The following is a 24,323-nucleotide window of genomic DNA, read 5'->3' on the forward strand; positions in this document are numbered from 1 at the left end:
ATGAAAAGCGGATCCAGAAAACACCCGGTGCACCGGGTGCGGCGGATGGTGAAACAAGCAAAGGGATAGACGCCCAACGGCGCGCCAGGTTCCATGGCCGATGCCGGTTTGGCGTGAGAATGGGGTCTGGCAGATGAAAAAACGCGGTGACTTTGTGCCAGATCAAATGAACGTCAATCAGCCTGCCGCAGTCGGCAGCCATGCCGCTTGTGTGGAAAATGCATGTTTACTGGCCCGGGCGTGCGACAATAGCCGGCTCGCGGCAGCGCAGCCGATGGCCGGCGCGCGTGGCTGAGCCGAGCATCGCCTTACTTTTTGACCTATTTCCGCGACCATGACGCATCCCGAATACATCCTGACCCTGTCCTGCCTGGACCAGCGCGGCATCGTGCACCGCGTCTCCGGCTTCCTGGCCGAGCGCGGCTGCAACATCCTCGATTCCGCCCAGTTCGGCGACCAGGAATCGCAGCTGTTCTTCATGCGCGTGCATTTCGCGCTGGAAGACGGCGCCGTCAGCGACGCCCAGCTGCGCAGCGATTTTGCCGACCTGTCGCAAGCCATGCAGTTGAATGGCCCCTTCCACGGCCAGCTGCACGATGCGCGCGTCAAGCCGCGCGTGATGCTGATGGTGTCGAAGATCGGCCATTGCCTGAACGATTTGCTGTTCCGCTACAAGAGCGGTTTGCTGAACGTGGAAATTCCCGCCATCGTGTCGAACCACATGGAGTTCTACCAGCTGGCGGCCAGCTACAATATTCCCTTCCACCACCTGCCGCTGGCGGCCGGCGCGCCGGAAGCGGCCAAGCTGGCGCAGGAAGCGAAGATCATCGACTTGATGGACACGCACAAGATCGACCTGGTGGTGCTGGCGCGCTACATGCAAATCCTGTCGCCGGGCCTGTGCCAGGCACTCGACGGCCGCGCCATCAATATCCACCATTCCTTCCTGCCCAGCTTCAAGGGCGCCAAGCCGTATGCGCAGGCGCATCACCGCGGCGTCAAGCTGATCGGCGCGACGGCCCATTTCGTCACGGGCGACCTGGACGAAGGCCCGATCATCGAGCAGGACGTCGAGCGCGTCGACCATGCGATGGATGCGGAAACCCTGACGGCCATCGGCCGCGACGTGGAATGCGTCGTGCTGGCACGCGCCGTAAAATGGTTCGTCGAGCACCGCATCTTGAAAAATGGCGACAAGACGGTGGTTTTCCGCTGATACCGACTTCACTATTTACTTTACCGAGACAGAAACACGATGGCCCTCAAAGCAACAATTTTCAAATGCGATCTGCAGATCGCCGACATGGACCGCAATTACTACCAGGATCACGCGCTGACCCTGGCGCGCCACCCGTCCGAGACGGACGAGCGCATGATGGTGCGCCTGCTGGCGTTCGCCATCCACGCCGACGAGGCGCTGACGTTTACCAAGGGCCTGTTCGACACGGAAGAGCCCGACCTGTGGCAGAAAGACCTGACGGGCGCCATCCAGCTGTGGATCGAAGTAGGCCAGCCCGACGAAAAGCGCATCCTGAAGGCTTGCGGCCGTTCGGAGCAGGTCATCGTCTACAGTTATGGCGCAACGAGCCACATCTGGTGGAAGCAGATCGCCAACAAGCTGGAGCGGGCGAAAAACCTGACCGTGATCAACCTGCCATCCGAGGCGGCGCAAGAGATGAGCAAGCTGGCGCAGCGCACGATGCAGCTGCAATGCACGATCCAGGATGGCCAGATCTGGCTGACGGACAGCGTCAACACGGTGCTGATCGACCGCGAACCGGTAAAGCCGGCCCGCTGATGCCTGCTGTCTGAAACGCAAAAAAGCCCGGAGCGATCCGGGCTTTTCTCATTGTGATTGATCAATTCGGTGCTGCGCCCAGGCGCTTGATGCTGCTCGAACGCTGCATGCTGCGGCTGATGCGCGGATCTCCGTAGTAGTTCACTTCGCCCGAACCGCCGATGCTGATGGTCAGGTCCTCCTTGGCCCACACGGTGGCTTCGCCCGAGCCGCCGATGCTCACCTGCACTTCGCGCGCGGCAAGGCGGCCTGCCTGGATATTGCCCGAGCCGCCGATCGATGCCGTCAGTTGCTCCGTCTTGCCGCTGGCCTTGAAGCCGCCGCTGCCGCCGATGGCGACTGAAACCTGGCGGCTGTCGAGGTCGCGCGCGTTGATGGAGCCGGAGCCGCCCACGTCGAAGCGCAGGTTCTCGGCGCGCAAGCCCGTTGCCGTGATGTTGCCCGAGCCGCCCACGCTGACGCGTTCCACCTGGCGCGCCTGGATGACGATGGTCAGGCTGCTCTGGCGGAAGTTGGCGTTGCGCTTGGCGGGGCGGATGCGCAGGGTGCCGTTTTCCACGGCCGTGTCGATCAGCGGCAGGATATTGTCGTCCGCTTCGATGGTGATGCTGTCCGTGTTGCCGATGCGCAGTTCGACATTGCCCGGCACGTTCAGCGCCACGGCATGGAAACTGCCTACGTCGCGCGTCTGCTTTTGCAGCTTGCCGCTGCCCTGGATGCTGTTGCCGGAAATCCAGTCGAGCGGCGAGGCCAGGGCCGGCGCGGCCGGGATGGCCAGCGCGCAGGCGGCCAGCAGCATGGCGGCGCCGGCATGGCGGCGGTGGAAAAGTGGCTGTGTCATTCTTGCTCCCTGTTTTGAATTGATCTGCACGCATGGTATGCCAGCCGGCCGCGCCCGCGTATCGCCCTGCGACAGACTGCGCCAGCGGCGGCATGGAATGCAGAAGGCTGCGACAGGATGGCATGAGGTATCATGCCGGTATTGGACTTACGACGGCCGGCACGCGCTGGCCACACTACTGGAATTACATGCTGATCATCACCATCAAACAGGGCAAGGAAAAGAGCTTGCTGGGCCAATCGTGGATATACGCGTCCGCGATCGAAAAAGTCGAAGGCAAGCCGCAGGAAAAAATGAAGCCCGGCTCGACGGCCATCGTGCAAAGCTCCTCGAAGCAGTTCATTGCCCGCGCCGCCTACAATTCGAAGTCGCAGATCCGCGCGCGCATCTGGAGCTTCAAGGAAGACGAACCGGTCGACCACGCGCTGATCAAGCGCCGGGTCAAGGCCGCCATCGAGAAAAAACTGCCAGCCATCAAAAAGGCGGGCGAAAACCAGCTGCTGACCCTGATCAAGGGCGAAGACGAGGGCTTGCCCGGCCTGGTGGTGCAGCTGTTTGGCGGCGTGCAAGGCTATCTGATCTGCGAATTCAACGCCGGCGGCGTCGACGCGTGGAAAGTGGCCATCGTGCAATCGCTGATGGCGTCCACCGGTTGCGCCAACGTGTACGAGCGCTGCGACGACCTGATGCGCAAGGGCGAAGGCTTGCCCCTGATCGACGGCGCCCTGGCCGGCGAGGAGCCGCCCGATGAAGTCATGCTGACGGATAACGGCGTACGCTATGCGCTGGACCTCAAGACGGGGCACAAGAGCAAGTTCCGCTGAGGACTGCTGTGGTTCATGAAAAAGCCGGCGCGAGCCGGCTTTTTCATGTCTCCTATTCCAGCGGCACGCTGCGGTATCTGTTCACCTCCAGGGCCGACACGGCCGGCGCATCATTGCCCCACGACGCGCGCAGAAAGGTCACCACGGCCGCCACTTCCGCGTCATCCATGACGGGGCCGAACGGCGGCATGCCGTAGGGGCGCGGGTTGCCTTTTGTCCCGGGCGCGAAGCCGCCGTTGAGCACGAGGCGGATGGCGTTGACGGCTGACTGCGTCGTCAGCGCGCGGTTGCCGGCCAGTGGCGGGTAGCCCGGTGGCACGCCCTTGCCGTCGGCCTGGTGGCAGCTTGCGCATTGCGCCTCATACAGTTTCGCGCCCAGCGCCAGTTGCTGCCTGGCTTGCTCTGACGTGTCGCGCGGCGCCCGTTGCGCAGGCTGCGCGGGGCCGGGCATGCTTTTCAGATAGACGGCCATCGCCTGCACGTCGGCCGTGCTCATGTGCTGCAAGCTTTGCCGCACGACTTCCGCCATGGGGCCGAAGACGGTGGCGCGCGGCGACACGCCCGTTTGCAGCAATTCCACGATATGCGCCGTATCCCAGTCGCCCAGGCCCGCTTCCGCATCCGACGTCAGCGACGGCGCGTACCAGCCCAGCACGGGGATCAGGCCGCCCGACAGGCCGTCGTCGCTGCCGCCCAGGGTAGTGCGGCTGCTATGGCAGGCGCTGCAGTGGCCCAGGCCCTGCACCAGGTAGGCGCCGCGGTTCCATTCCATGCTTTTGTTTGTGAGCGGCTGGTACACGCCCGGCTTGAAATACAGGGCGCGCCAGGCGGCCAGCGCGATCTGCTGATTGTAGGGAAAGCGCAGCGCATGCGGTGCGTTCGCCTGTTTGTGCGGCGGCACGCTCTGGAAATACGCGTACAGGGCGTCGCTGTCCTCGCGCTGCACCTTGGTGTAGCTGGTGTAAGGAAAGGCCGGATACAGCAAGCGGCCATCCTTGGACTTGCCGTTGTGGATGGCGCGCCAGAAATCGTCAGCCGTCCAGTTGCCGATGCCCGTTTCCTTGTCGGCCGTGATGTTGGGCGAGAGCACCTTGCCGAACGGCGTCTGCAAGGCCCGTCCGCCCGCGTACGGTACGCCGCCGCGCGTCGTGTGGCAGGCCATGCAGTCGCCCGCCTTGGCCAGGTAGGCGCCGCGCGCGACCAGCTGTTCCTGGCTCAGGGGGCTGGCCACGGCGGGTGGACCCGCGTCGTCGCCCGGGTACAGCACGAACCTGGCGCCGGCCGCGCCGATGGCCACGATGGCGGCCGCGATCATCCATTTTTTCATGGCGCCACCTGCGCGCTGGAACCGGGCACGCCGCCGCAATGCAGCGGCAAGGGCAGGGCGATGCTGCTGGCGGGGCGCGCGTCGGCGCTGGCCACCTGCGTGCCCAGCCAGGCCGAGACGGCGCCCACGTCCGCGTCGGACAGGCGCTGCGCCACTTGCGCCATGCAGTCGGGCGCGTGGGCGCGGCGGATGCCGTTCTTCCACGCGCCCAGCTGGGCGTTGATATAGTCACGCGGCAAGCCCAGCAAGCCGGGGATGGCGGGCGCCACGCCGGCCAGCTGCTGGCCGTGGCAGGCGATACAGGCGGGAATCTTGTTGCCGGCGTCACCGCGCAGCACCAGTTGCTGTCCCCGCGCCAGGGCCGATGCGCCGGCGCCGCTGGGCTGGGCCGGCGGCGGGGCAGGGTGTTGTGCCGCAAAATATTCGGCGATTTCGCGCAGATAATCGTCCGGCAAGTGTTCGACCATGTAGTTCATCATCGGATACTGACGCCGTCCCTCGCGAAAATTCAGCAGCTGGTTGTACAGGTAGCCGGCAGGCTTGCCGGCGATGCGGGGAAAGAAGGCGTCGTGCTTTTCCTGTTGCGCATGACAGGACGTGCACGCCTTGATGCGCTGCTCCAGGCTGTCGTGGCTGGCGGAGATGGCAGCGGGCGCGGCCAGCGCCATGCCGGGCAGCACGAGGGCCAGTGCCAGCATGGAGAGGGAATGCGGTAGCATGGAGAGTTGCATGGACAATAGCCTGTCTCGTCGGTCGATATGGTGTACCGGTGTTGCTGCCCGGCTAATTTTTATGAGCCTAGCATATACCGGGTGCTGTCACTGTAACAGGATCAGTTGTGCAATAAAACCACGGATCAGTTTGAGGAGCAGGGTTGAAACGATATGAGGAATTGGCGGAAGAAGTCGCCGCCATGATCAGCACGCAGCTGCTGTTGCCCGGTGAAAAATTGCCGTCCGTGCGCCAGCAGCATGCGCGCAGGGGCGTGAGCCCGTCGACGGTATTCCAGGCCTATTATTTGCTCGAAGCACGCGGCATGATCGTCTCGCGTCCCCGCTCCGGCTATTACGTGGCGCCGCAGCGCGCCGCGCTGGCCCCCGAGCCGGACAGTTCGCACCCGCTGGCCGCCAGCACCACCGTCGACGTCAGCGACCTCGTGTTCGACGTGCTGGGCGCCGTGGGCGCGCGCGATATCGTGCCGTTCGGCTCGGCGTTTCCCAGTCCGCAGCTGTTCCCGATGGAACGGCTGGCGCGGGCCGTGTCGGCCAGCATGCGCCGCCTCGACCCGTGGAGCACCGTCACGGATTTGTCCCTGGGCAATGCGGAACTGCGCCGCCAGATCGCCTTGCGCTACCAGCTCGACGGCGTGCCCGTGTCCAGCGACGACATCGTCATCACGAATGGCGCGCTGGAAGCGCTGAACCTGTGCCTGCAAGCCGTCACGCGGCCCGGCGACACGGTGCTGATCGAGTCGCCCAGTTTCTATGCATGCCTGCAGGCGCTGGAGCGGCTGGAACTCAAGGCGGTCGAGATCGCCACCAGTCCGCGCGACGGCGTCGACCTGGCCGCGCTGGAAGAGTTGCTGCAACGCCAGCAGCCCAAGGCGTGCTGGCTGATGACGAGTTTCCAGAATCCCCTGGGCAGCCTGATGCCGCCGGAAAAAAAGCGCGCGCTGGCCGAATTGCTGGCGCGCCACGGCGTGCCGCTGATCGAGGATGACGTGTATGGCGAGCTGTACTTTGGCAAGCAGCGCCCGGGCCTGACGAAAAGCCACGACAGCGCGGGCCTCGTCATGCATTGCAGCTCGTTTTCCAAGACCCTGGCACCGGGTTTTCGTTTGGGCTGGGCCGTGGCCGGCCGCTACGCGCGCCAGGTCCAGCGCTTGAAGCTGACGACCAGCCTGTCGGCGCCCATCCCCCTGCAGATGGCGCTGGCCGATTACCTGGCGCAAGGCGGCTACGACCGCCATTTGCGTCAGCTGCGGCTGACCCTGGCGGCGCAGCAACACACCATGCTGCAAGCCATCGCCGTGCATTTTCCGCCCGGTACAAGGGTGACGCGGCCGCAGGGCGGCTATTTCGTGTGGGTGGAGATGCCAGTGGGTATCGATGCGCTGGCCTTGCACCGCAGCGCGCTGGCGGCCGGCATCAGCATCGCGCCCGGCCCCATTTTTTCCGCCACGCGCGCGTTTCGCCACTGCATCCGCCTCAATTACGGCCACCCGTGGAGTCCGCAGCTGGAAGCGGCCATCGCCACCCTGGGGCGGCTGGCGCAGGCGGCGACAAGCGGTACCTGAAAAAAGTCCCTTGCAGCAGCAAGTGTTTCATTTCAAAAAGAAATATTACTGTTATATTGATGTATCTATAACTAATGATGGGAATGATAATGGACAACACGCAGCCGGAAGTGGGTCGTACGCAAGATACGACGATCGCCATCCTGTCCCACGTTGGCGGCCTGTTCACCAGCTGGGTGGCGCCGCTGATCATTTATTTGATCAAGAAGGATGATGCGGATAAATTCTCGGCCGAGAACGCCCGCGAAGCGCTCAATTTCCAGATCACCCTGATCATCTGGTATTTCGCCTGCTTCGTCCTGTCGTTCGTGCTGATCGGCCTGTTCCTGTTCTGGATCGTGGCGCTGGCCAACCTGGTGTGCTCGATCGTGGCGGCAGTCAAGGCCAGCAATGGAGTCACTTACCGCTATCCCCTGACCTTGCGTCTGGTCAAATAAGGCTGCGCCGGCCGCCGGGTTTCAGCCCGGGCGGCCGGGCAGTATCAGCAATGACGCAAAGTCGGGCGCCACCGCGCTGGTGGCGCCTGTTTCGTGCGACCACAGCACGACCACCGGCTCGCCCGATGGTCCCGTTTGCGCATAGTCAAAACAATAGTAATCGCCCGTGCCGAACTGGGCGAAGGGCAGCAGGGCGCTGGCCTCGTTGCCGCCATCCACATTCTCCAGCCATTCCTGCCAGCCCGTGTTGTAGTAGCGCTCGATCGATTCCCACGTCTTGCGCGCATTGGCCGCGTCGTAGACGGGAAATACGCTCAAGGCGCCCAGCGCGCGGCCATTGTTCACCAACAACCATTGCACGTAGGACGCGGGCAGCGCTCGCCCCAGCGCCTGTTCGGCGTCGGCGATCGCCTCAAGCGTGGTGCCGATGGACTTGCTCTTGTTCATGTTGCGGGAAGGCGCCAGTTTCAGGCGGGGGCGGGCGGCGCGGCAGGCGGCGTGCTGGCACGCGGGGCTTTTTGCGGCGTGACCTTGCCGCCTTCGGCGATCCAGCGGCGGTACACGCGCAGGGCCACTTGCGCGTCGTCGGCCGCGTACAGTATCTGCTTTTCCGTCAGGCGCGACGTGGCCCAATTGGTGGTCGAGATCTTTTTCGATTTCTGCAGGTGCAAGCCGAAGAACTTGGCCACGGCCGTCTTCGCACCCAGGTCGTTGCGCTGGCCGCCGCGCAGGGCGACGGACAGGTCGAGCACCTGGGCCGGGGCGATGCCGAGCTTGTTGCGCAGGCGCTTGACGTCGTCGGACAGGCCGAAACCCACTTTCAGGGTGGTCGTCGATTCGAGGATGGCTTTGAGTTCGGCCAGAGCCGGCGCCGGCGTGCTGCCCACCTGGAACAGGTAGGCGATGTCGTCGGTGGCCAGCTGGATCAAATGCGGACCCGTGGAAGACTCGCCCTTGACGAACGTCGGCTTCGATTCTGTATCGAAGCCGATGGCGTCGGCCGCCAGCAGGGCGGTCATGGCCGCCTGCGCATCGTCGCTGGTGCGTACCAGCTTGACGTGGTCGAGGGTGATGCCTTGATAGGGGGGCAGTGGCGGTGCGGCAACTGTGTCCATGAAACCGGATCAGCCCTTGCGCGAGAATTTCGCGGTCAGCTGATTCAGTTTTTCCAGGCGCAAGCGGTTCGCTTCTTCGGCGGCGGCCGCGTCGCGCTCGGCTTTCTTGCGCTCGGCTTCCTTCTTGAAGCGCTGCTGCAATACCTGCGTGGCGTGATCGCGGTGGGTTTGCGTCACTTCCGCGCCGGCAGTGCCGTCGAGGTCGTAGCGTACCTTGGCTTTTTCCATCACGCGCAGGTAGCGCAGCGAACCCGTGTGGATGCCCAGCGCCGTGCGCATCAGCTTGCGGTCCAGGTCCGGCAGGCGCGCCAGGATCTGCTTGTCGATACCGATGGACAAGGGCAGGCAATCGCGGAATGGCGGGAATTGCTCCTGGAACTGTTTCAGCAGGGCGCGCGCGGTCAGGCCGGCAGGCGCCGGTGTGGTCGCTGCGGCCGGTGCCGCCGCTGGGGCTGCATCGACTGGCGTGTCAGGAGTGGTGGCTTGCTGGTCTGGCGTGGAGCTGGTCATCGACATCATTGGTTGGGCTATAAAAGGGGAGCATAGCACGCGCCACAGGCAAGTGCATTGTCTTTTTTGGCAACTTGACCTGCGATAAGCGGCTTCGCGCTACAGCCGACGCAGCGCGAAATGCGGGAAATGTGTATAATGTCGGCTTGCGCTGATGACTGGACCCCGTTTTCGACGGTCTGGCTCAGGTGTGCAGGGGATAGGAGCAGTGCGGTGCAGGGCCATCATTATTGTTATTTTTGATATCAGATATTTTGCTTATCAATTATCCAGATAACTGGCCTTCGTGCATAATCTTGCTCTCCGCTGTGTCTTCACTGAACAACAATAGATTCAAGCCCGTTCTGGTACGGGCTTTTTTTCATTCCGCAATGTACATCGCTTATTTATCTGACCCGGCTCCGGCCTCGCCGTACGGTCCGCCGCTCCGCATGACGGATGCGCGGGCTTTGAACGTCCCGATAGACAGGCGCCGCTGCCGTTAACACGGCAGCCGCAACAATACGCTCCATCGAGTCCGGTTTCGCAGGCTTAGGTGGAATCATTCACTTCGCGCCGACACCATCTGGTCTCGCATTAAGAGATATCTCATGAAGAATACGCCAAAAACTTTAACGTTGTCCGCCAAGGCGCCACGCCCAGCCGCGGCGCCGCTTGCCGTACCCAAAACGACTTTATCTTACTTCATCGATAATGCGCAAGCGAATCCGGAAGCCACCGTCACGACGGCGCCGACCGTCGTCACCGTGGTGAAGAAAAGCCGCTCGCGCCTGGCCGCCGTGCCACCGGCCGAGACGGCAGCGGAAGCGCCCGTCGCCGCGCCGGCCGTCGAGGCCGTTGCCGAGGTAGTCGAGGCTGCACCGGCCAAGACGCCGAGCGTGAAGATCGCCCCGGGCGCCAAGGCCCCGGCCACGCCGCGCAAGGTCAGCGAAAGCGCCGCCACGAACAAAGTGGTGACGGCTGCCCGTTCGAAAGTCGTGCGTGCCAAGCCGGAAGCGGCGCCCGTGACCATCATCACCGGCGCGCAAGTGGTCAGCAAGACCACGGACGCCGATGCCCTGGCCGCCATCGACACATCGAATTACTTCCTGCCAACCGTCAAGGTGCCAGGCCGCCGTGGCCGCAAGCCGAGCGAATTCACGCCGGAAAACGATGAAGTGGCGGCGCTGAACGCCGTCGAACGCGCCGAACTGAAGGCCGTGTCGAAAGCGCGCGACCGCAAGGCCAAGGGCGGCCTGGCCGATGCGCTGGGCGATCCGGAAGCATCGGCAGCGGACCTGGAACGCCGCCGCAAGCAGATCACGGGCTTGATCAACATGGGCAAGGAACGCGGTTTCCTGACCTATGCCGAGATCAATGACCAATTGCCGGAAAACATCATCGATCCGGAAGCGATCGAAGGCATCATCGCCACCTTCAACGACATGGGCATCGCCGTCTACGAGCGCGCCCCTGACGCGGAAAGCCTGTTGTTGACTGACAACGTCGCCACCGTCACCAGCGACGATGAAGTGGAAGCGGCTGCCGCGACCGCCTTGTCGACCGTCGACTCCGACTTCGGCCGCACCACCGACCCCGTGCGCATGTACATGCGTGAAATGGGCGCCGTGGCGCTGCTGACGCGCGAAGGCGAGATCGAGATCGCCAAGCGCATCGAAGGCGGCCTGAAAGACATGATCCAGGCCATTTCCGCCTGCCCGACCACGATCGGCGAAATCGTCGCGCTGTCGCAGAAAATCGCGCGCGACGAAATCAAGGTCGATGAAGTAGTCGACGGCTTCGTCGATTTGAACGAAAGCAATGCCCCGGCACCGGCCGCTGCCGCCGCGCCTGCCGCCGCCAGCGCTGACGACGAGGAAGAGGAAGAAGAAGCCGAGGAAGAAGACGGCGACGCCAATGGCGGCGCGGCCGGTTTCTCGAGCGAGCAATTGGCGCAACTGAAAAAGAATGCGTTGGAGAAATTCAACGTCATTTCCACGCAGTACGACAAGATGCGCAAGGCGCCAGAGGGCTACAACTCGAAAGCCTACATCAAGGCGCAGGAAGCCATTTCGCAGGAATTGCTGGGCATCCGCTTCACGGCCAAGGTCGTGGAAAAGCTGTGCGACACCTTGCGCGGCCAGATGGAAGAAGTGCGCCACATCGAGCGCGCCGTACTGGAACTGTGCGTGAACAAATGCGGCATGCCGCGCGCCCACTTCATCAAGGTGTTCCCGGGCAATGAATGCGACCTGGAATGGGTCGACCGCGAAGTCGATTGCAAGTATCCGTACAGCGCCATCCTCAGCCGCAACGTGCCTGCCGTCAAGGAACTGCAAAAGAAGATGATCGACCTGCAAGCGCGCGTGGCCCTGCCGCTGGCTGACTTGCGCAAGATCAACAAGCAGATGGCTGCCGGCGAAAAGCGTGCGCGTCACGCGAAACGCGAAATGACGGTCGCCAACTTGCGCCTGGTCATTTCGATCGCCAAGAAATACATCAACCGCGGCTTGCAATTCCTCGATCTGATCCAGGAAGGCAACATCGGCTTGCTGAAGGCCGTCGACAAATTCGAATACCGCCGCGGCTACAAGTTCTCGACCTACGCCACCTGGTGGATACGCCAGGCCATCACGCGTTCGATCGCCGACATGGCCCGCACCATCCGCGTGCCGGTGCACATGATCGAAACGATCAACAAGATGAACCGCATCTCGCGCCAGATCATGCAGGAAACGGGTAGCGAGCCGGACCTGGCGACCCTGGCCGTCAAGATGGAAATGCCGGAAAACAAGGTGCGCGAAATCATGAAGATCGCGAAAGAGCCGATTTCCATGGAAACGCCGATGGGCGAAGATGGCGATTCACAATTGGGCGACTTCATCGAAGACAACACCACCCTGGCGCCGCTGGACGCCGCGCTGCACGCATCGATGCGCAACGTGATCAAGGAAGTGCTCGATTCCCTGACGCCGCGCGAAGCGAAGGTGCTGCGCATGCGTTACGGCGTGGAAATGTCGAACGACCACACCCTGGAAGAGGTGGGCAAGCAGTTCGACGTGACGCGCGAGCGCATCCGCCAGATCGAGGCGAAAGCCATGAGCAAGCTGCGCCAGCCTTCGCGTTCGGACAAGCTGAAAACGTTCTTGACGCAAAACTAAGTGGTCGGCAGGTAATGAAAAGGAGGCGCAAGCCTCCTTTTTTTTCGTCCATGCCTGCAGGGTATAGATTTTCTGTTTTTGTGGCGCACCATTTTTTGTCCGCTACGGCGGCCAAGTCGAACAAGGCATCTTCATAGCGCTCAATGCTGTGTTTGTGATCGAGGAGTACATCGACTAACGTATGGCTGACAATGGGGCAAGCGCCGTAGCAACCACGGCCCTGTCTTTATCCCAGCTTGCAGTTCCTGCCGCAAGCATCGGACTTAGTTCGCCGCCATGCTTGTGCATGGCGCTCAGGCCTGCCTGAATGGGTTTTTAAAAAACTCAACGGTGGTGCCGGCGTTGGCAGGTACGTGTAACTTGGTGGGTACCATTTCCAGCGGCGCTCGATTAAGGCTGTCAATAGCCCGCTTTGGGGCTGTGGCGCAAACAGTTTCTTTGTTGATAATGCTATCGATTTTTGCTTTTAGCCTGGCAGGCAATCTCGTCGGTTCATTTTGGCCTCGACGGTGAATATCTTGGCGTTTTTGTATTCGACGATGTATTGGCGATGTTGAAAGGCGGATAGAATCCGGTCGCTGGTGACCAAACACGTTCATGGATTAGCAGCCTGTCGCCCACCATGAAGCGAGTGCCGAGACTAATGCTGGCGCGATGGTGGCGCAATAGAAGACTGCGTCGAAAAATACTGATGAGAGTGGTAACTGTTTTGCATTTCTATGCGCATGGTAATGACGATAACGACGGAAGGAGGGCCGGCGCGAACACCGGCGCTCAGGTGATTCCTGTCAGCCAGGTGGCAAGGTTAATGCATAGGCCTCGATATCGGGAATCAGGCGATCGAGCATTTTCTGGGCAAGTTTTACCCGCGCCTCGGCGCCGTTGGTATTGTACAGATCCAAGAGGGAATCGCCTTCGGTCGAGACCACTTTATAGCGGTGCAGCGAAGGGGACGTTGCGCCACTGACTAGCATGGAGATATCGAGCAGAAATTCAACTCTGTCGCCATTGAACCTTGCGCGGTCGATATTAATGGCGATCATAATATCCGCTTTCTCTGCCGTGTTGCTTGTGATGTCCTTGACGATGCCGAGCCTTAGGAGTTCCTTCTTCAGTGATGCCGCAAATTCCTGCTGGGAATCAGACTCGAAAACCTTGCCATTTGATTTTTGCGCCATCGGAATCAGAATGCCGCCAGCAGGCATCAGGGTGGTACTGTTGATGCCACCAATGCCGCTCGACGTGATGAGTATGCTCGCTGTCTTATCTGTTCTGACCTTGGCGACACCCTTATAAGACAGATTATCAATAGGAATGGGGGCGATGACACAGCCAGACAACATCGTCGCCAACATGGCGGCATTGGAAAGTCGCGATATGAGTTTCATTGTTTTCCAAAGTTACCGTGATAAAAAATGTCAGTATATCAACTTATGGGAAAATAAACACCCTCCACGTTGTGATGCCGTTCAGCTAAGACTGGACTGCATTTTCATCTGGGGCTTGTAAATGCCGAGGTCTGCGGTTCGCCCTCCGGATTATGTTCGATGACAATCTCCATGTCCTGGCAAGCCACCTTGCGGACGCATGGTAATGTCGAGACCCGTGAACACTCCGAGGTACAAACTTATTTTACAGCGAATGCGGACGCTGGCCCAGCAGGCCGGCACGGAAGTGGCGCCGCGCGCGGTACAGCGCCGCGCCGCAGGCGGCGGCGATGACGGTCATGAAGAACCAGTCCAGCGGGTTGCGGCGCGGCGGTAGCGGCGACGCTTGCGACGGCACGGCGAAGGCCTGGAATTTATGTCCCGTGTAGACGGCGCCCACCACGAGTCCGGCGTCCGTGATCTTGTTGGTCAGGTACAGGCCGTCGTCGCGGCGGCGCACCGTCATCACGCCTTCCTTGTAGACAAAGGTCATCGGTTCATAGCCGTTGATGTTGACGCTGCCGACCACGTGTCCGGCCGCGTTGACGGCCGTGGCGTAGCTGTCGCCCTGGCCGATCATGGCGCCCAGATCGAGCATGCGCTTGCCGTCCCAGGCAAACGCGTGCCAGCGGCGCTTTTCCGTTTCCGAGGCGCCCACGATCAGACCCGCGTCGTTGATGGCGGTGGCCGAGCTGATGCGTCCGCCGGGCAGGGTGCCGATTTCCTGCATGCCCGCACCGGGGCGGTAGACGAAGGCGCGGCGGTAGCCGTCGTCGCGCTGGGCCGTGCCCACCACCACGCCATGGCTGTTCAAGCCGCTGGCATAGCTGCTGGCGCCGCCCAAGGTGCCCAGGTCTTGCAGGCTGTGGTCGGCTTTCGTCACAAAGGCGTGGAAATCGCCGCCGCTCGTATCGGCATAGCCGGCCACCTGGCCGCCGCGCGCGATGGCCGTGGCATAGCTGCTGGTGCCACCCAGGGTACCCAGGTCGCGCATGCCGTCCGCCGCGTCGTAGCGGAAGGCATGCCAGGCACCGCTGGCCGTCTGTGCCGAGCCGACCACCACGCCATGGATATTGATGGCCTTGGTGAAACCTTCATCGCCGCCCAGGGTGCCCAGCTCGCGGATGCGGCCATGCTGATACGTCACGGCGCGGCGCCGTCCTGCTTCCTCCATGATGATGCCGGCCACCAGGCCCGCCGGATTCAGGTCGGACGCGATGCTGCCATTGCCATCCCTTTCGCCAAAGCCCCGTTCGGCATAGATGGTGGCGCTGGCGGTGGAGACGGCGGCCAGCAGGCACAGGCCGAGCAGCGGGGCGGGGAAGCGGGAGAACCGTGGCGGCATGATAGTTTCCTCAAAAAAAACTTACTATACTTTTTTATGCCGCAGATGCATACTTAATTTGCTACTATTTTTGCCAATGTTTGTATGTCGTCATGCTCGGCTGGCGCGCTTTTCCTGGGCTGCGGCACGTGGATGGCCAGCACGGTGCCCTGGCCGGCCTGGCTGTCGATGCGCAGTTCGCCGCCCAGCGCGTGGACGCGTTCGCGTATGCTTTTCAGGCCGAAGGTAGCCTTCTTGCCGTGGTCGTCCGGTTGCATGCCGATGCCGTTGTCGCTGATGCGCAGCACGATGGCATCCTTATCTTGCGCCAGCGCCACTTCCACTTCACTGGCCTGGGCATGGCGCACGATGTTCGACAACGATTCCTGCAGTACGCGGAAGATGGCCGACGTTTGGCGCTGGTCCAGGCCCAGGTCCGGCGCCTCGCTGTCGAGCGTGAGCCGGTAGCGGATGGCGCCGCGGCCCTCCATCTGGCGGATCAGCCATTCGGCTGCCGGGCCCAGTCCCAGCTCCAGGGTGCTGGGATGCAAGTCATTGATGATGGTGCGCACGGAGCGGATGGTGGTATCGATGGTGTCGAGCACGCGCTGGGCGTGGCGGTGCAGGCGCGGGTGGGTCTTGGCGGTGCGCGCGTGCAGCAGCGACACGTCGATGCGCAGCACCATCAGGTTCTGGCCCAGGTCGTCATGGATGTCGAGCGCGATGCGGCGCCGCTCCTCTTCCTTGATGGTTTGCTGATGGTCGCTCAGTTCGCGCAGCTGGGCCAGGGTGCGTTCCAGGCTTTCCTCGTTGCGCTTGCTGTCGGTGATGTCGATGGCCATGGCGATGATCATCTGCGGCTGGCCATCGGCGTTGAACACGGGTTTCTTGTGCGTCTGCACGAGGCGGTTTTCCTGCAACTGGGCGTTCCATACCAATTCTTCGCGTATCACCACCTTGCGGCTGGCAAACGCTTCCCGGTCCGCCGCATGGAAGCCCACGTTCTGGTCGCTGGGAAAGTGCTTCAGGTCGCGTCCTTCGGCGATGTCCTGGTGGCGCACGCCCCATTGCTGTTCGCAGGCCTGGTTCATCAGCACGATGCGCGAATCGGCATCCTTGAGGAACAGCGACAGGGGCATCATGGAAATGATGTCCTGCAGCCGCTCTTCGCTGCGCGCCAGCGCCGCTTCCGTTTGCGCGCGCATGGCGATTTCCGCGGACAGCTGGAGATTTACGTCGAGCAACTGGGCCGTGCGCAGGGCCACGCGGTTTTCCAGTTCCGCATGGGCCATGCTCAGCGCGTGTTCTGCCCGTTTTTGTTCGGTAATGTCGCTGGCCATCACGAGCGCGCCCGTCAGCCTGCCTAGCGGGTCGTACAGGCAGCGGCCGCTGATCATGGCCCAGCGTTCCGAACCGTCGCCGTGCCGGTACTGCAGTTCGCCCATGCAGCTGCGTTCCTGTTCGCGCCTCAGCGGGCACAGGCGCAGCAAGGTCGCTTCGTCGTGGTATTCGCTCATCTTGTGGCCCAGCAGCTTTTCCGCCGGCATGCCCAGCATGTCGCACAGGCGCTGGTTGATGTGCAATATCGTGCCTTGCGCATCCGTTTGCCACATGCCGTCCTGCGCCGCGTCGCTCAGGTCGCGGTAACGCATGGCGCTGGCGTCGAGCTGCAGCCGCGTGTTGGCCAGGTGGGTGCGCAGCTTGCGCATCAGCCACATGGCCGTGCCGGCCGAGGCCGCCAGCAGCAGCGACAGCCAGATGTGCTCCCAGAAGTCGAGCTCCTGCCAGGCCGCGCCGGCCAGCCAGCCCAGCATGATCAGGATGAGGGCGGCGCATGCCGCACTCAGCGTTTCAATCGACCATTTGCTCATCCGCGTTCCTGGCGTCATGGTTGGCCGCTGCCGTGCGCCTGGCGCCGGAGTGGGAAAAAGTGTCAGCCGCTAGTGTAATACCAAATGTTGTTTTCTTGAGAATATTTTTCCGTTGGGAAAAAAAGGCCGGCCCTTGCGGTGCCGGCCCCTGCCTGCCGATGGCAGTGCGACCTTATCAGCCCGTGTTGCGCAGCCCGGCCGCGACGCCATTGATCGACAGCTGGATGCCGCGGTGGACCCGTTCGTCGACCTTGCTGGCGCTGGACAGGGCGCGATTGCGCTTGATCAATTCCACCTGCAAGTGGTTCAGCGGGTCGAGATAGGCGAAGCGGTTCTGGATCGAGCGGGCCAGCAGCGGGTTGCCCGCCAGCCGTTCCGTATTGCCGGTGATCAGTTCCAGGCAGCGCAAGGTGTTGCCATGCTCGTCCGTGATGCGCTTGTAGATACGTTCGCGCAATTCCTGGTCCGCCACCAGTTCCGCATAGCGCGAGGCGATCGCCAGGTCCGTCTTGGCCAGCACCATGTCCATGTTCGACAGCAGGGTGGCAAAGAATGGCCACTCCGCGTACATGGCGCGCAGGGTGGCGATCTTGTCATCCTTCGCGGCGCCGTCGGCCTGGTTGATCCAGGCTTCGATGGCGCTGCCGAAACCGAACCAGCCCGGCAGCAGCAAGCGGCACTGGCCCCAGGAAAAGCCCCAGGGAATGGCGCGCAAGTCTTCGATGCGCTGGTTGGCCTTGCGCGAGGCGGGGCGCGAGCCGAGGTTCAGTTCGGCGATTTCCGCAATCGGCGTGGCCGAGAAGAAATACTCCGTAAAGCCCGGCGTTTCATACACGAGGTGGCGGTAGGCGTGATAGGCGAGGTCCGACAATTCCGCCATCACGGCTTCGAACTGCGCCAGCTGGCTGGCGTGCGCGGGATTGGCTGCCTGCGGCGCCAGGCTCGCTTCCAGGGTGGCGGCGACCAGCAATTCCAGGTTGCGCCGGCCGATTTCCGCATTGGAAAACTTCGACGCGATGATCTCGCCTTGCTCCGTCAGACGGATCTGGCCGTTGACGGTGCCCGGCGGCTGGGCCAGGATGGCTTCGTAGCTGGGGCCGCCGCCACGGCCCACCGTGCCGCCGCGGCCATGGAACAGGCGCAGCTTGACGCCGGCCTTCTGGAAGTCGGAGACGAGCGCCAGTTCCGCCTTGTACAGTTCCCAGTTCGACGTGAGGAAACCGCCATCCTTGTTCGAGTCGGAATAACCGAGCATGACTTCCTGCAACTGCCCCTGCTTGGCGATCAGTTGCTTGACCAGCGGCAAGGCCATGACCTGGCTCATGATGCCGGCCGCGCGCTGCAGGTCGGGGATCGTCTCGAACAGGGGGATGACCATCAGCTCGCACGTGCTGTCGCCGTCGCCTCCCGCTGTCCAGTCCGTGCGCAGCAAGCCTGTTTCCTTTTGCAGCAGCAATACTTCCAGCAGGTCGGACACGGTTTCCGTGTGCGAAATGATGTAGTTGCGGATGGCCCGCGCGCCGTAGCGCTGGCGGATGTCGCGCGCCGCGCGCAAAATCGCCAGCTCGGAATCCGTTTCCGCCGCATAGCTGATATAGGGCGAATACAGCAAACGCGGCTGCGCCAGTTCGTTCAGCAGCAGGGCCTGCTTGTCTTCCTCGGACAGGGCCGTGTAGTCGGCGGCCACGCCGCTTTTCGCGAACAGGTCGGCCAGCACGCGCTCGTGCACGTCCGAGGTCTGGCGCATGTCGAGCGAGGCAAGATGAAAACCGAAGATGTCGGCCGCGCGCGCCAGGGTGGCCAGGCGCGGGCGCACGAGGGCGGCGCCGTGGTGCGACTCGAGCGAGGCGACGATGGTGCGCAGGTCGGCCACAAAGGCGGCCGCGTCCGGATAGGCCGCGGCCGCGCCCACTTCCTTGCGCAGGATGTTGGTGGCGCCCAGCGCGCGGGCCGTGGCGGCCAGGCGCGCATAGATGCCGATCAGGGCGCGGCGGTACGGCTCGTCGCTGCGGTGCGGCGAAGCGTCCGGCGACTGGTCGGCCAGCGCCTGCAGGTCGGCGCTCACGCCCACCATCAGGGTCGAGACGGACAATTCCGCGCCCAGCGCGTGCACTTCGTCGAGGTAAAAGTCGAGGATGGTGGTGGCGTGGCGCGCCAGCGCATGCTGCATGGTGCCCGCGTTGACGTTCGGGTTGCCGTCGCGGTCGCCGCCGATCCAGCTGCCCATCTGTACGTAGGCGGCGTTGATCGGGTCTATCGTGCCGTTGCCGTTCGGGTACTCGGCGGCGATGTCTTCCTCGATGTCGTCATACAGGCCCGGCAGTTCGCGCAGGAAGGTGATGCGGTAGTAGGACAGGGCATTTTCGATCTCGTCGGCCACCGTCAGCTTCGAATAGCGCAGCATGCGCGTCTGCCACAGGGTGGCGACGCGCGAGCGCAGCAGCTGCATGTTGGCTTGCCGTTCTTTCGGCGTCTGCGGCAAGTCGCGCTCGGCCAGCAGGCGGGCGATGTCGTGCTCGGCGTCGAGGATGCTCTTGCGCTGCACTTCCGTCGGGTGGGCCGTCAGCACGGGCGCGATCAGGGCGTCCTGGAAAAAGGTGTCGACGGTTTTGCGCGGCACGCCGGCGGCGCGCAGTTTTTTCAGCGCGAAGCTGACGCTGCCCTTTTGCGCAGGGGAACCAGCCAGCAGGTGGGCGCGGCGGCGGCGGATGTGGTGCTGGTCTTCCGCGATGTTGGCCAGGTGCGAAAAGTAGGAAAAGGCGCGCACGACGGAAATCGTCTGTTCGCGGCTCAGTTCCTTGAGCATGGCGTCCAGTTCCAGGGCCGCGTCCGCGTCCGCTTCGCGGCGGAAGCGCACGGAAGTCTGGCGTATGGTTTCCACCACATTGAAGACGGCGTCGCCTTCCTGTTCGCGCAGCACGTCGCCCAGCAGGCGGCCCAGCAGGCGGATGTCTTCTTTCAGCGGCGCGTCCTTGTCGGAGCCGGCCGCTGGAACTATTTCTGGTGCTACTGCGTCATTGAGCATAATAAAGAACCAAAGTAAGTGTAAAAGCAAGGGAATGTGGATCGCACCGGGCGTTTGGCCGCAGAGGGGAGGGGGCGCATGATAAAATTTGTGGTCTTCAACATGGACGCTAGCCTGACTTGGCCTTCTAGGCCAAGGGATAACGATTATAGCGACGCCGGGCACCATTTCGATACAAATTGATATCGGACGGGCGAATTGGCAACGATAATGACAACGACAGCCACAGCGAAAGAACTTGTTTTGAAAGCATCCGAATTGACCCCGAACGAATTGAATATTCCTGCCCGCCTGGTGATCGCCACGCGCGAGAGCCGTCTTGCCATGTGGCAGGCTGAACACGTGCGTGCGCGCCTGGCCGCCCTGTATCCGCAGTGTAGCGTTGAAATTCTCGGCATGACCACACGCGGCGACCAGATTCTGGACCGCGCCCTGTCCAAGGTAGGCGGCAAGGGCCTGTTCGTCAAGGAACTGGAAGTGGCGATGGAAGAAGGGCGCGCCGACCTGGCCGTGCATTCGCTCAAGGACGTGCCGATGGAGTTGCCGCAAGGCTTTGCCCTGGCCGCCATCCTCGAACGCGAAGACCCGCGCGACGCGTTCGTGTCGAACGACTACGCCAGCCTGGCCGAGCTGCCGCACGGCGCCGTCGTCGGCACCAGCAGCCTGCGCCGCCAGTCGCTGATCGCCGCGCGCTATCCGCACCTGACGATTTTGCCCCTGCGCGGCAACCTCGATACGCGTTTGGGCAAGCTCGACCGTGGCGATTACGCCGCCATCATCCTGGCCGCCGCCGGCCTGAAACGCCTGGGCCTGGCCTCGCGCATCCGCGCCGTGCTGGCGCCGGAAGACAGCCTGCCGGCGGCGGGCCAGGGCGCCATGGCGATCGAGATCCGCAGCGGGCGCGCGGATGGTGCCGACCTCGTGCGCCTGCTGGCGCCGCTGAACCACACGGCCACGGCGCAAGCCGTCACGGCAGAGCGCAAGGTGTCGAAGATTTTCGGCGGCAGCTGCCAAATTCCGCTGGCCGCGTTCGCCACTGTCGAAGGCGACAACATGCGCCTGCGCGCCATGGTCGCCACGCCCGATGGCGCGCGCATGGCCAGCGCCGACGTCGGTGGCCCGGCCGACGCCCCCGAACAGCTGGGCGAACAGGTGGCCGAACTGCTGCGCGGGCAGGATGCCGCCGCCATCCTCGCCTCGTGCTTTGTTACTCCCGACAACCATGAAGGCCTGGCGCCGCATGCCTGACACTGTGGTGATCACGCGGCCCGCGCAACAAGCGGGGCCGCTGGCCGCCAGCATCGCGGCGCTGGGCTTGCCCGTAACGCGCTTGCCGCTGCTGGAAATCCACGCGCTTGACGGCGAGGACGAATGCGCGCACTTGCAGGCCGTGCTGGCGCGCCTGCGCGAGTTCGACTTGGTGGCCTTCGTGTCGCCGAACGCCATCGACTGCGTCTTTGCGCACTTGCCCGCCTGGCCGCTAGGTGTGCCGCTGGCCGTGGTGGGCGAGGGCAGCCGCATGGCCCTGGCCGCGCATGGCGTCACGGAGGCCAACGCGGCCATCACCAGCCCGTTTGACACGGCGCGCAGCGATTCCGAACATTTATTGCTGGCGCTGGACTTGCCGGCCCTGCGCGGCAAGCGCGTGCTGATCGTGCGCGGCGATGGCGGACGCGATTACCTGGCCGACGGCTTGCGCGCGGCCGGCGCCGAAGTCGAGTTCGTCACTGCCTACCGCCGCAAGGTGCCGACGCTGACGCCGGCCTTGCGGGCGACCCTGGAAAACCTGTTGCAGCATAATAATGACTGGATCATCACCAGCTCGGAAGCGCTGCGCGGTTTGCTGGCGCTGCTGGGCGAAATGGATGCTGAAAAGACGGCTGTTGTGAAAATGCAACAGCAGCATCTGATCGTGCCGCACGCCCGCATTGCACAAACGGCGGCGGCCCTGGGTTTTGCCCGCGTCACCCTGACAGGATCAGGCGACGCAGGAGTGCTCGCCGCGTTACAATCACGACCATGAACGAAATGCCTACACTCTCCGAACCGAATGCAACGCCTGGCAGCGCCGTGAAGACGGCGCCGCAGGCGGCCGACCAACCTGCCGGCCGCGCGCCGACCTTGCTGGAACAGCTGCAAAAGCCCATGAGCATCGCCGTCATCGTGCTGGCCGTGCTGCTGGCTGCGCAAAGCTGGTCGTCCAGCAAGCAGATCCGCAACCTGCGCGAAGAAGTGGCCAAGCGCCTGCAAAAGGGCGATGTCAGCAATGCCGAAACGGGCGTGCTGGCGCGCAACGTGCAAGAAGGCACGAAAGAGCTGCAAATCAAGGTGGGCGCGCTGGAAAACCGCCAGAGCGAAACGCAAAGCCAGCAGCTGGCGCTGGAACAACTGTATAACGACTTGTCGAAGAACCGCGACGAGTGGGCGCTGACGGAAATCGAGCAAGTGCTGTCGACGGCCAGCCAGCAGCTGCAGCTGGCCGGCAACGTGCCCGGCGCGCTGATCGCCCTGCAAAACGCCGACCGCAGCCTGTCGCGTTCGGACAAGCCGCAATTCATCACCATCCGCCGCGCCATCGGGCGCGACATGGAAAAACTCAAGGCCCTCCCTAGCGTCGATTCGACGGGCGTGGCCCTGCGCCTCGACGCCGTGATCGCCCAGATCGATTCGCTGCCGATGCTGTCCGACGAAACGCCGGCCTTGCCGGCCGCGCCGGAAAAACCGGGCAAGGCCAAGCCCGTGCGCGATGCCAGCGGCAAGCTGATGGGGCCGCCTGCGCCGGAACCGCTGCTGCAAAAAGTGCGCGACGGCTTCAATACCTGGAGCGGCGACATGTGGGCCGACGTGCGCCAGTTGATCCGCATCCGCCGCGTCGATACGCCGGAAGCGCTGATGCTGTCGCCGACGCAATCGTATTTCTTGCGCGAAAACGTCAAGCTGCGCCTGCTCAATGCCCGCATGGCCTTGTTGTCGCGTAATGAAACGGCTTTCCGTAACGATTTGATCGCTGCGCAGGATGCGCTGGCCAAGTATTTCGACACCCGCGCCAAGAGCACGCAGACGGCGCAAGCGCTGCTGCGCCAGGTGCAGGGCAGCAACCTGGCCATCGAAATGCCAACCTTGTCCGACAGCCTGACGGCTGTGCGCAACTACAAAGCGAAGTCCTGAGCCCATGCGTCTATTTCTCTGGTTACTCGCCCTGATGGCCGCGGCGATCGGTATCGCCGTGACGGCCCGTTTCAACCCTGGCAACGTGGTGCTGTTCTATCCGCCATACCGCATCGATTTGTCGCTGAACTTCTTCCTGCTGCTGGAGGTCGTGCTGTTCGTCCTGCTGTACCTGCTGGTGCGCGCCGTGCGCGCCACCGTGCGCATGCCGGCGCAAGTGGCGGCCTACCGCCAGCGCAAGCGTGAGCGCGACGGCAACAAGGGCTTGCGCGAAGCCTTGAAAGCCCTGTTCGAAGGCCGTTTCGGCCATGCCGAGAAGGCCGCCTTGCGCGCCGCCGAGCTGGACGAAAACGCCGGCCTGGCCGCGCTGATCGGCGCGCGCGCCGCGCACCGCATGCGCCAGTCCGAACGCCGCGACAGCTGGCTGGCCCGCGTCGAAGGCGATGCCAGCCTGAAGACGGCCCGTTTGATGACGGTGACGGAATTGCTGGTCGACGACCACCAGCCGGAAGCGGCCCTGGCCGCCGTGCGCGAACTCAATGCCAGCGGCACGCGCCACATCCACGCCCTGCAATGGTCGCTCAAGGCCGAGCAGCAGGCGAAGAACTGGCCGGAAGTGCTGCGCCTCGTGCGTTCGCTCGACAAGCACCGCGCCCTGCATCCGGCCCTGTCATCGCGCCTGCGCGAACTGGCCTACGACCATTTGCTGTCCGACCCGTCGCATGACGCGGAATCGCTGATGCGCGTGTGGTCCACCGTGCCGAGCAGCGACCGGGTCAAGCCGTATATCGCCTGCCGCGCCGCCACGGCCCTGAATGCGCGCGGCCTGCACGACGAAGCGCGCCTCGTGTGCGAAGAGTCGCTGGCCGCCGACTGGGACGAGCGCGTCGTGCGCGCCTACCGCGAAGCGGCGGCGCCGAGCGGCACGCCGGCCCTGCTGCTGCAGATTGAGCACTGCGAGCAATGGATGAAACAGCGTCCGCTGGATGCGGAACTGGCGCTGACCTTGGGCACCTTGTGCCTCAAGCAAAAACTGTGGGGCAAGGCCCAGCGTCACCTGGAGCAGGCTTTGTCGGACGCGAACGAGCCGCAAATGGTGCGCGACGCCCACCTGAAGCTGGCCCAGATGCACGATGCCTTGCAGCAGACGGAACAGGCCGCAGCCCATTACCGGCAGTGCGCGCTGGCGACCATCCTGTAAGCGACTTGTTTCTTCAGGC

Annotated in this window: 21 protein-coding genes; 10 read left to right on the forward strand and 11 right to left on the reverse strand. The window is 63.2% G+C overall.

The window, feature by feature from the left end:
- The first annotated feature begins 334 nt into the window (after positions 1-334).
- Both purU and BLU39_RS25920 read left to right on the forward strand, forming a co-directional pair.
- Positions 335-1,216: a formyltetrahydrofolate deformylase gene (gene purU / locus BLU39_RS25915; protein ID WP_034786194.1), complete on the forward strand. Its 882-nt coding sequence runs from the start codon at positions 335-337 to the stop codon at positions 1,214-1,216.
- Positions 1,217-1,255: 39 nt separating this feature from the next.
- Entirely contained in the window at positions 1,256-1,798 is a 543-nt protein-coding gene (locus tag BLU39_RS25920; RefSeq protein ID WP_092718754.1) for a YaeQ family protein, read from the forward strand.
- 61 nt (positions 1,799-1,859) lie between these two features.
- Here the strand turns inward: BLU39_RS25920 and BLU39_RS25925 are convergent, their stop codons facing one another.
- Positions 1,860-2,639, reverse strand: coding sequence for a head GIN domain-containing protein (locus tag BLU39_RS25925; protein ID WP_092718756.1), 780 nt, complete (start codon positions 2,637-2,639; stop codon positions 1,860-1,862).
- A gap of 188 nt (positions 2,640-2,827) precedes the next feature.
- Here BLU39_RS25925 and BLU39_RS25930 point away from each other — a divergent pair, with 188 nt between their 5' ends.
- On the forward strand, positions 2,828-3,463 hold the full coding sequence (locus BLU39_RS25930; RefSeq protein WP_034758744.1) for a class I SAM-dependent rRNA methyltransferase: 636 nt from the start codon (positions 2,828-2,830) through the stop codon (positions 3,461-3,463).
- A 52-nt stretch (positions 3,464-3,515) separates the two neighbouring features.
- Here the strand turns inward: BLU39_RS25930 and BLU39_RS25935 are convergent, their stop codons facing one another.
- Together BLU39_RS25935 and BLU39_RS25940 are read right to left on the reverse strand one after the other, a co-directional pair.
- Positions 3,516-4,790 (reverse strand): c-type cytochrome, encoded by a 1,275-nt coding sequence (locus BLU39_RS25935; protein WP_092718758.1) that lies wholly within the window; start codon positions 4,788-4,790, stop codon positions 3,516-3,518.
- Positions 4,787-5,509 carry a c-type cytochrome gene (locus BLU39_RS25940; protein WP_092718762.1) on the reverse strand — a complete coding sequence of 241 codons (723 nt, stop codon included), beginning with the start codon at positions 5,507-5,509 and terminating at the stop codon, positions 4,787-4,789. The genes BLU39_RS25935 and BLU39_RS25940 overlap by 4 nt, the downstream gene beginning before the upstream one ends.
- Positions 5,510-5,664: 155 nt before the next feature.
- Between BLU39_RS25940 and BLU39_RS25945 the strand changes: the two genes are divergently transcribed.
- Entirely contained in the window at positions 5,665-7,086 is a 1,422-nt protein-coding gene (locus BLU39_RS25945) for an aminotransferase-like domain-containing protein (RefSeq protein ID WP_092718765.1), read from the forward strand.
- A gap of 89 nt (positions 7,087-7,175) precedes the next feature.
- Positions 7,176-7,523 (forward strand): DUF4870 domain-containing protein, encoded by a 348-nt coding sequence (locus BLU39_RS25950; RefSeq protein ID WP_175539418.1) that lies wholly within the window; start codon positions 7,176-7,178, stop codon positions 7,521-7,523.
- 21 nt (positions 7,524-7,544) lie between these two features.
- Here the strand turns inward: BLU39_RS25950 and BLU39_RS25955 are convergent, their stop codons facing one another.
- Genes BLU39_RS25955 through BLU39_RS25965 form a run of 3 tightly spaced genes read right to left on the reverse strand, consistent with a single transcriptional unit; the run spans position 7,545 to position 9,157 of the window.
- A complete protein-coding gene (locus BLU39_RS25955; RefSeq protein WP_092718767.1) occupies positions 7,545-7,970 on the reverse strand; it encodes an SMI1/KNR4 family protein in 426 nt (141 codons plus the stop codon).
- A 20-nt stretch (positions 7,971-7,990) separates the two neighbouring features.
- Positions 7,991-8,638, reverse strand: coding sequence for a 3'-5' exonuclease (locus tag BLU39_RS25960; RefSeq protein ID WP_092718769.1), 648 nt, complete (start codon positions 8,636-8,638; stop codon positions 7,991-7,993).
- A gap of 9 nt (positions 8,639-8,647) precedes the next feature.
- Positions 8,648-9,157 carry a ProQ/FINO family protein gene (locus BLU39_RS25965; RefSeq protein ID WP_034758713.1) on the reverse strand — a complete coding sequence of 170 codons (510 nt, stop codon included), beginning with the start codon at positions 9,155-9,157 and terminating at the stop codon, positions 8,648-8,650.
- A gap of 581 nt (positions 9,158-9,738) precedes the next feature.
- Between BLU39_RS25965 and rpoD the strand changes: the two genes are divergently transcribed.
- Positions 9,739-12,288, forward strand: a complete 2,550-nt coding sequence (gene rpoD / locus BLU39_RS25970; protein ID WP_092718772.1) for an RNA polymerase sigma factor RpoD — start codon at positions 9,739-9,741, stop codon at positions 12,286-12,288.
- 293 nt (positions 12,289-12,581) lie between these two features.
- On the opposite strand, the gene BLU39_RS28425 is transcribed toward rpoD, so the two are convergent.
- The 5 genes from BLU39_RS28425 to ppc all read right to left on the reverse strand — a co-directional run bounded on the left by BLU39_RS28425 (position 12,582) and on the right by ppc (position 19,935).
- A complete protein-coding gene (locus BLU39_RS28425) occupies positions 12,582-12,887 on the reverse strand; it encodes a hypothetical protein (RefSeq protein WP_139178492.1) in 306 nt (101 codons plus the stop codon).
- 189 nt (positions 12,888-13,076) lie between these two features.
- A complete protein-coding gene (locus tag BLU39_RS25975; RefSeq protein ID WP_092718774.1) occupies positions 13,077-13,676 on the reverse strand; it encodes a hypothetical protein in 600 nt (199 codons plus the stop codon).
- Between the two features lie 244 nt (positions 13,677-13,920).
- The gene (locus BLU39_RS25980; RefSeq protein ID WP_092718777.1) at positions 13,921-15,060 is read right to left on the reverse strand and encodes a hypothetical protein; all 1,140 of its coding nucleotides are present in this window, start codon (positions 15,058-15,060) and stop codon (positions 13,921-13,923) included.
- Positions 15,061-15,113: 53 nt separating this feature from the next.
- Complete coding sequence (locus BLU39_RS25985; protein WP_175539419.1) at positions 15,114-16,910, reverse strand: PAS domain-containing sensor histidine kinase; 1,797 nt, start codon at positions 16,908-16,910, stop codon at positions 15,114-15,116.
- Positions 16,911-17,085: 175 nt separating this feature from the next.
- On the reverse strand, positions 17,086-19,935 hold the full coding sequence (ppc, locus tag BLU39_RS25990) for a phosphoenolpyruvate carboxylase (RefSeq protein WP_092718782.1): 2,850 nt from the start codon (positions 19,933-19,935) through the stop codon (positions 17,086-17,088).
- A gap of 243 nt (positions 19,936-20,178) precedes the next feature.
- Between ppc and hemC the strand changes: the two genes are divergently transcribed.
- The 4 genes from hemC to BLU39_RS26010 are packed head-to-tail and all read left to right on the forward strand — an operon-like array spanning position 20,179 to position 24,304.
- On the forward strand, positions 20,179-21,183 hold the full coding sequence (gene hemC, locus BLU39_RS25995) for a hydroxymethylbilane synthase (RefSeq protein WP_092718784.1): 1,005 nt from the start codon (positions 20,179-20,181) through the stop codon (positions 21,181-21,183).
- Complete coding sequence (locus tag BLU39_RS26000; protein WP_092718862.1) at positions 21,176-21,958, forward strand: uroporphyrinogen-III synthase; 783 nt, start codon at positions 21,176-21,178, stop codon at positions 21,956-21,958. Before hemC ends, BLU39_RS26000 begins: the two co-directional genes overlap by 8 nt.
- Positions 21,955-23,103: a uroporphyrinogen-III C-methyltransferase gene (locus BLU39_RS26005; RefSeq protein ID WP_092718787.1), complete on the forward strand. Its 1,149-nt coding sequence runs from the start codon at positions 21,955-21,957 to the stop codon at positions 23,101-23,103. The genes BLU39_RS26000 and BLU39_RS26005 overlap by 4 nt, the downstream gene beginning before the upstream one ends.
- A gap of 4 nt (positions 23,104-23,107) precedes the next feature.
- A complete protein-coding gene (locus BLU39_RS26010) occupies positions 23,108-24,304 on the forward strand; it encodes a heme biosynthesis protein HemY (RefSeq protein WP_092718789.1) in 1,197 nt (398 codons plus the stop codon).
- Positions 24,305-24,323 lie beyond the last annotated feature (19 nt).

The organism is Janthinobacterium sp. OK676 (assembly GCF_900103595.1).
In the GTDB taxonomy this organism is placed as follows: Bacteria; Pseudomonadota; Gammaproteobacteria; order Burkholderiales; family Burkholderiaceae_D; genus Janthinobacterium.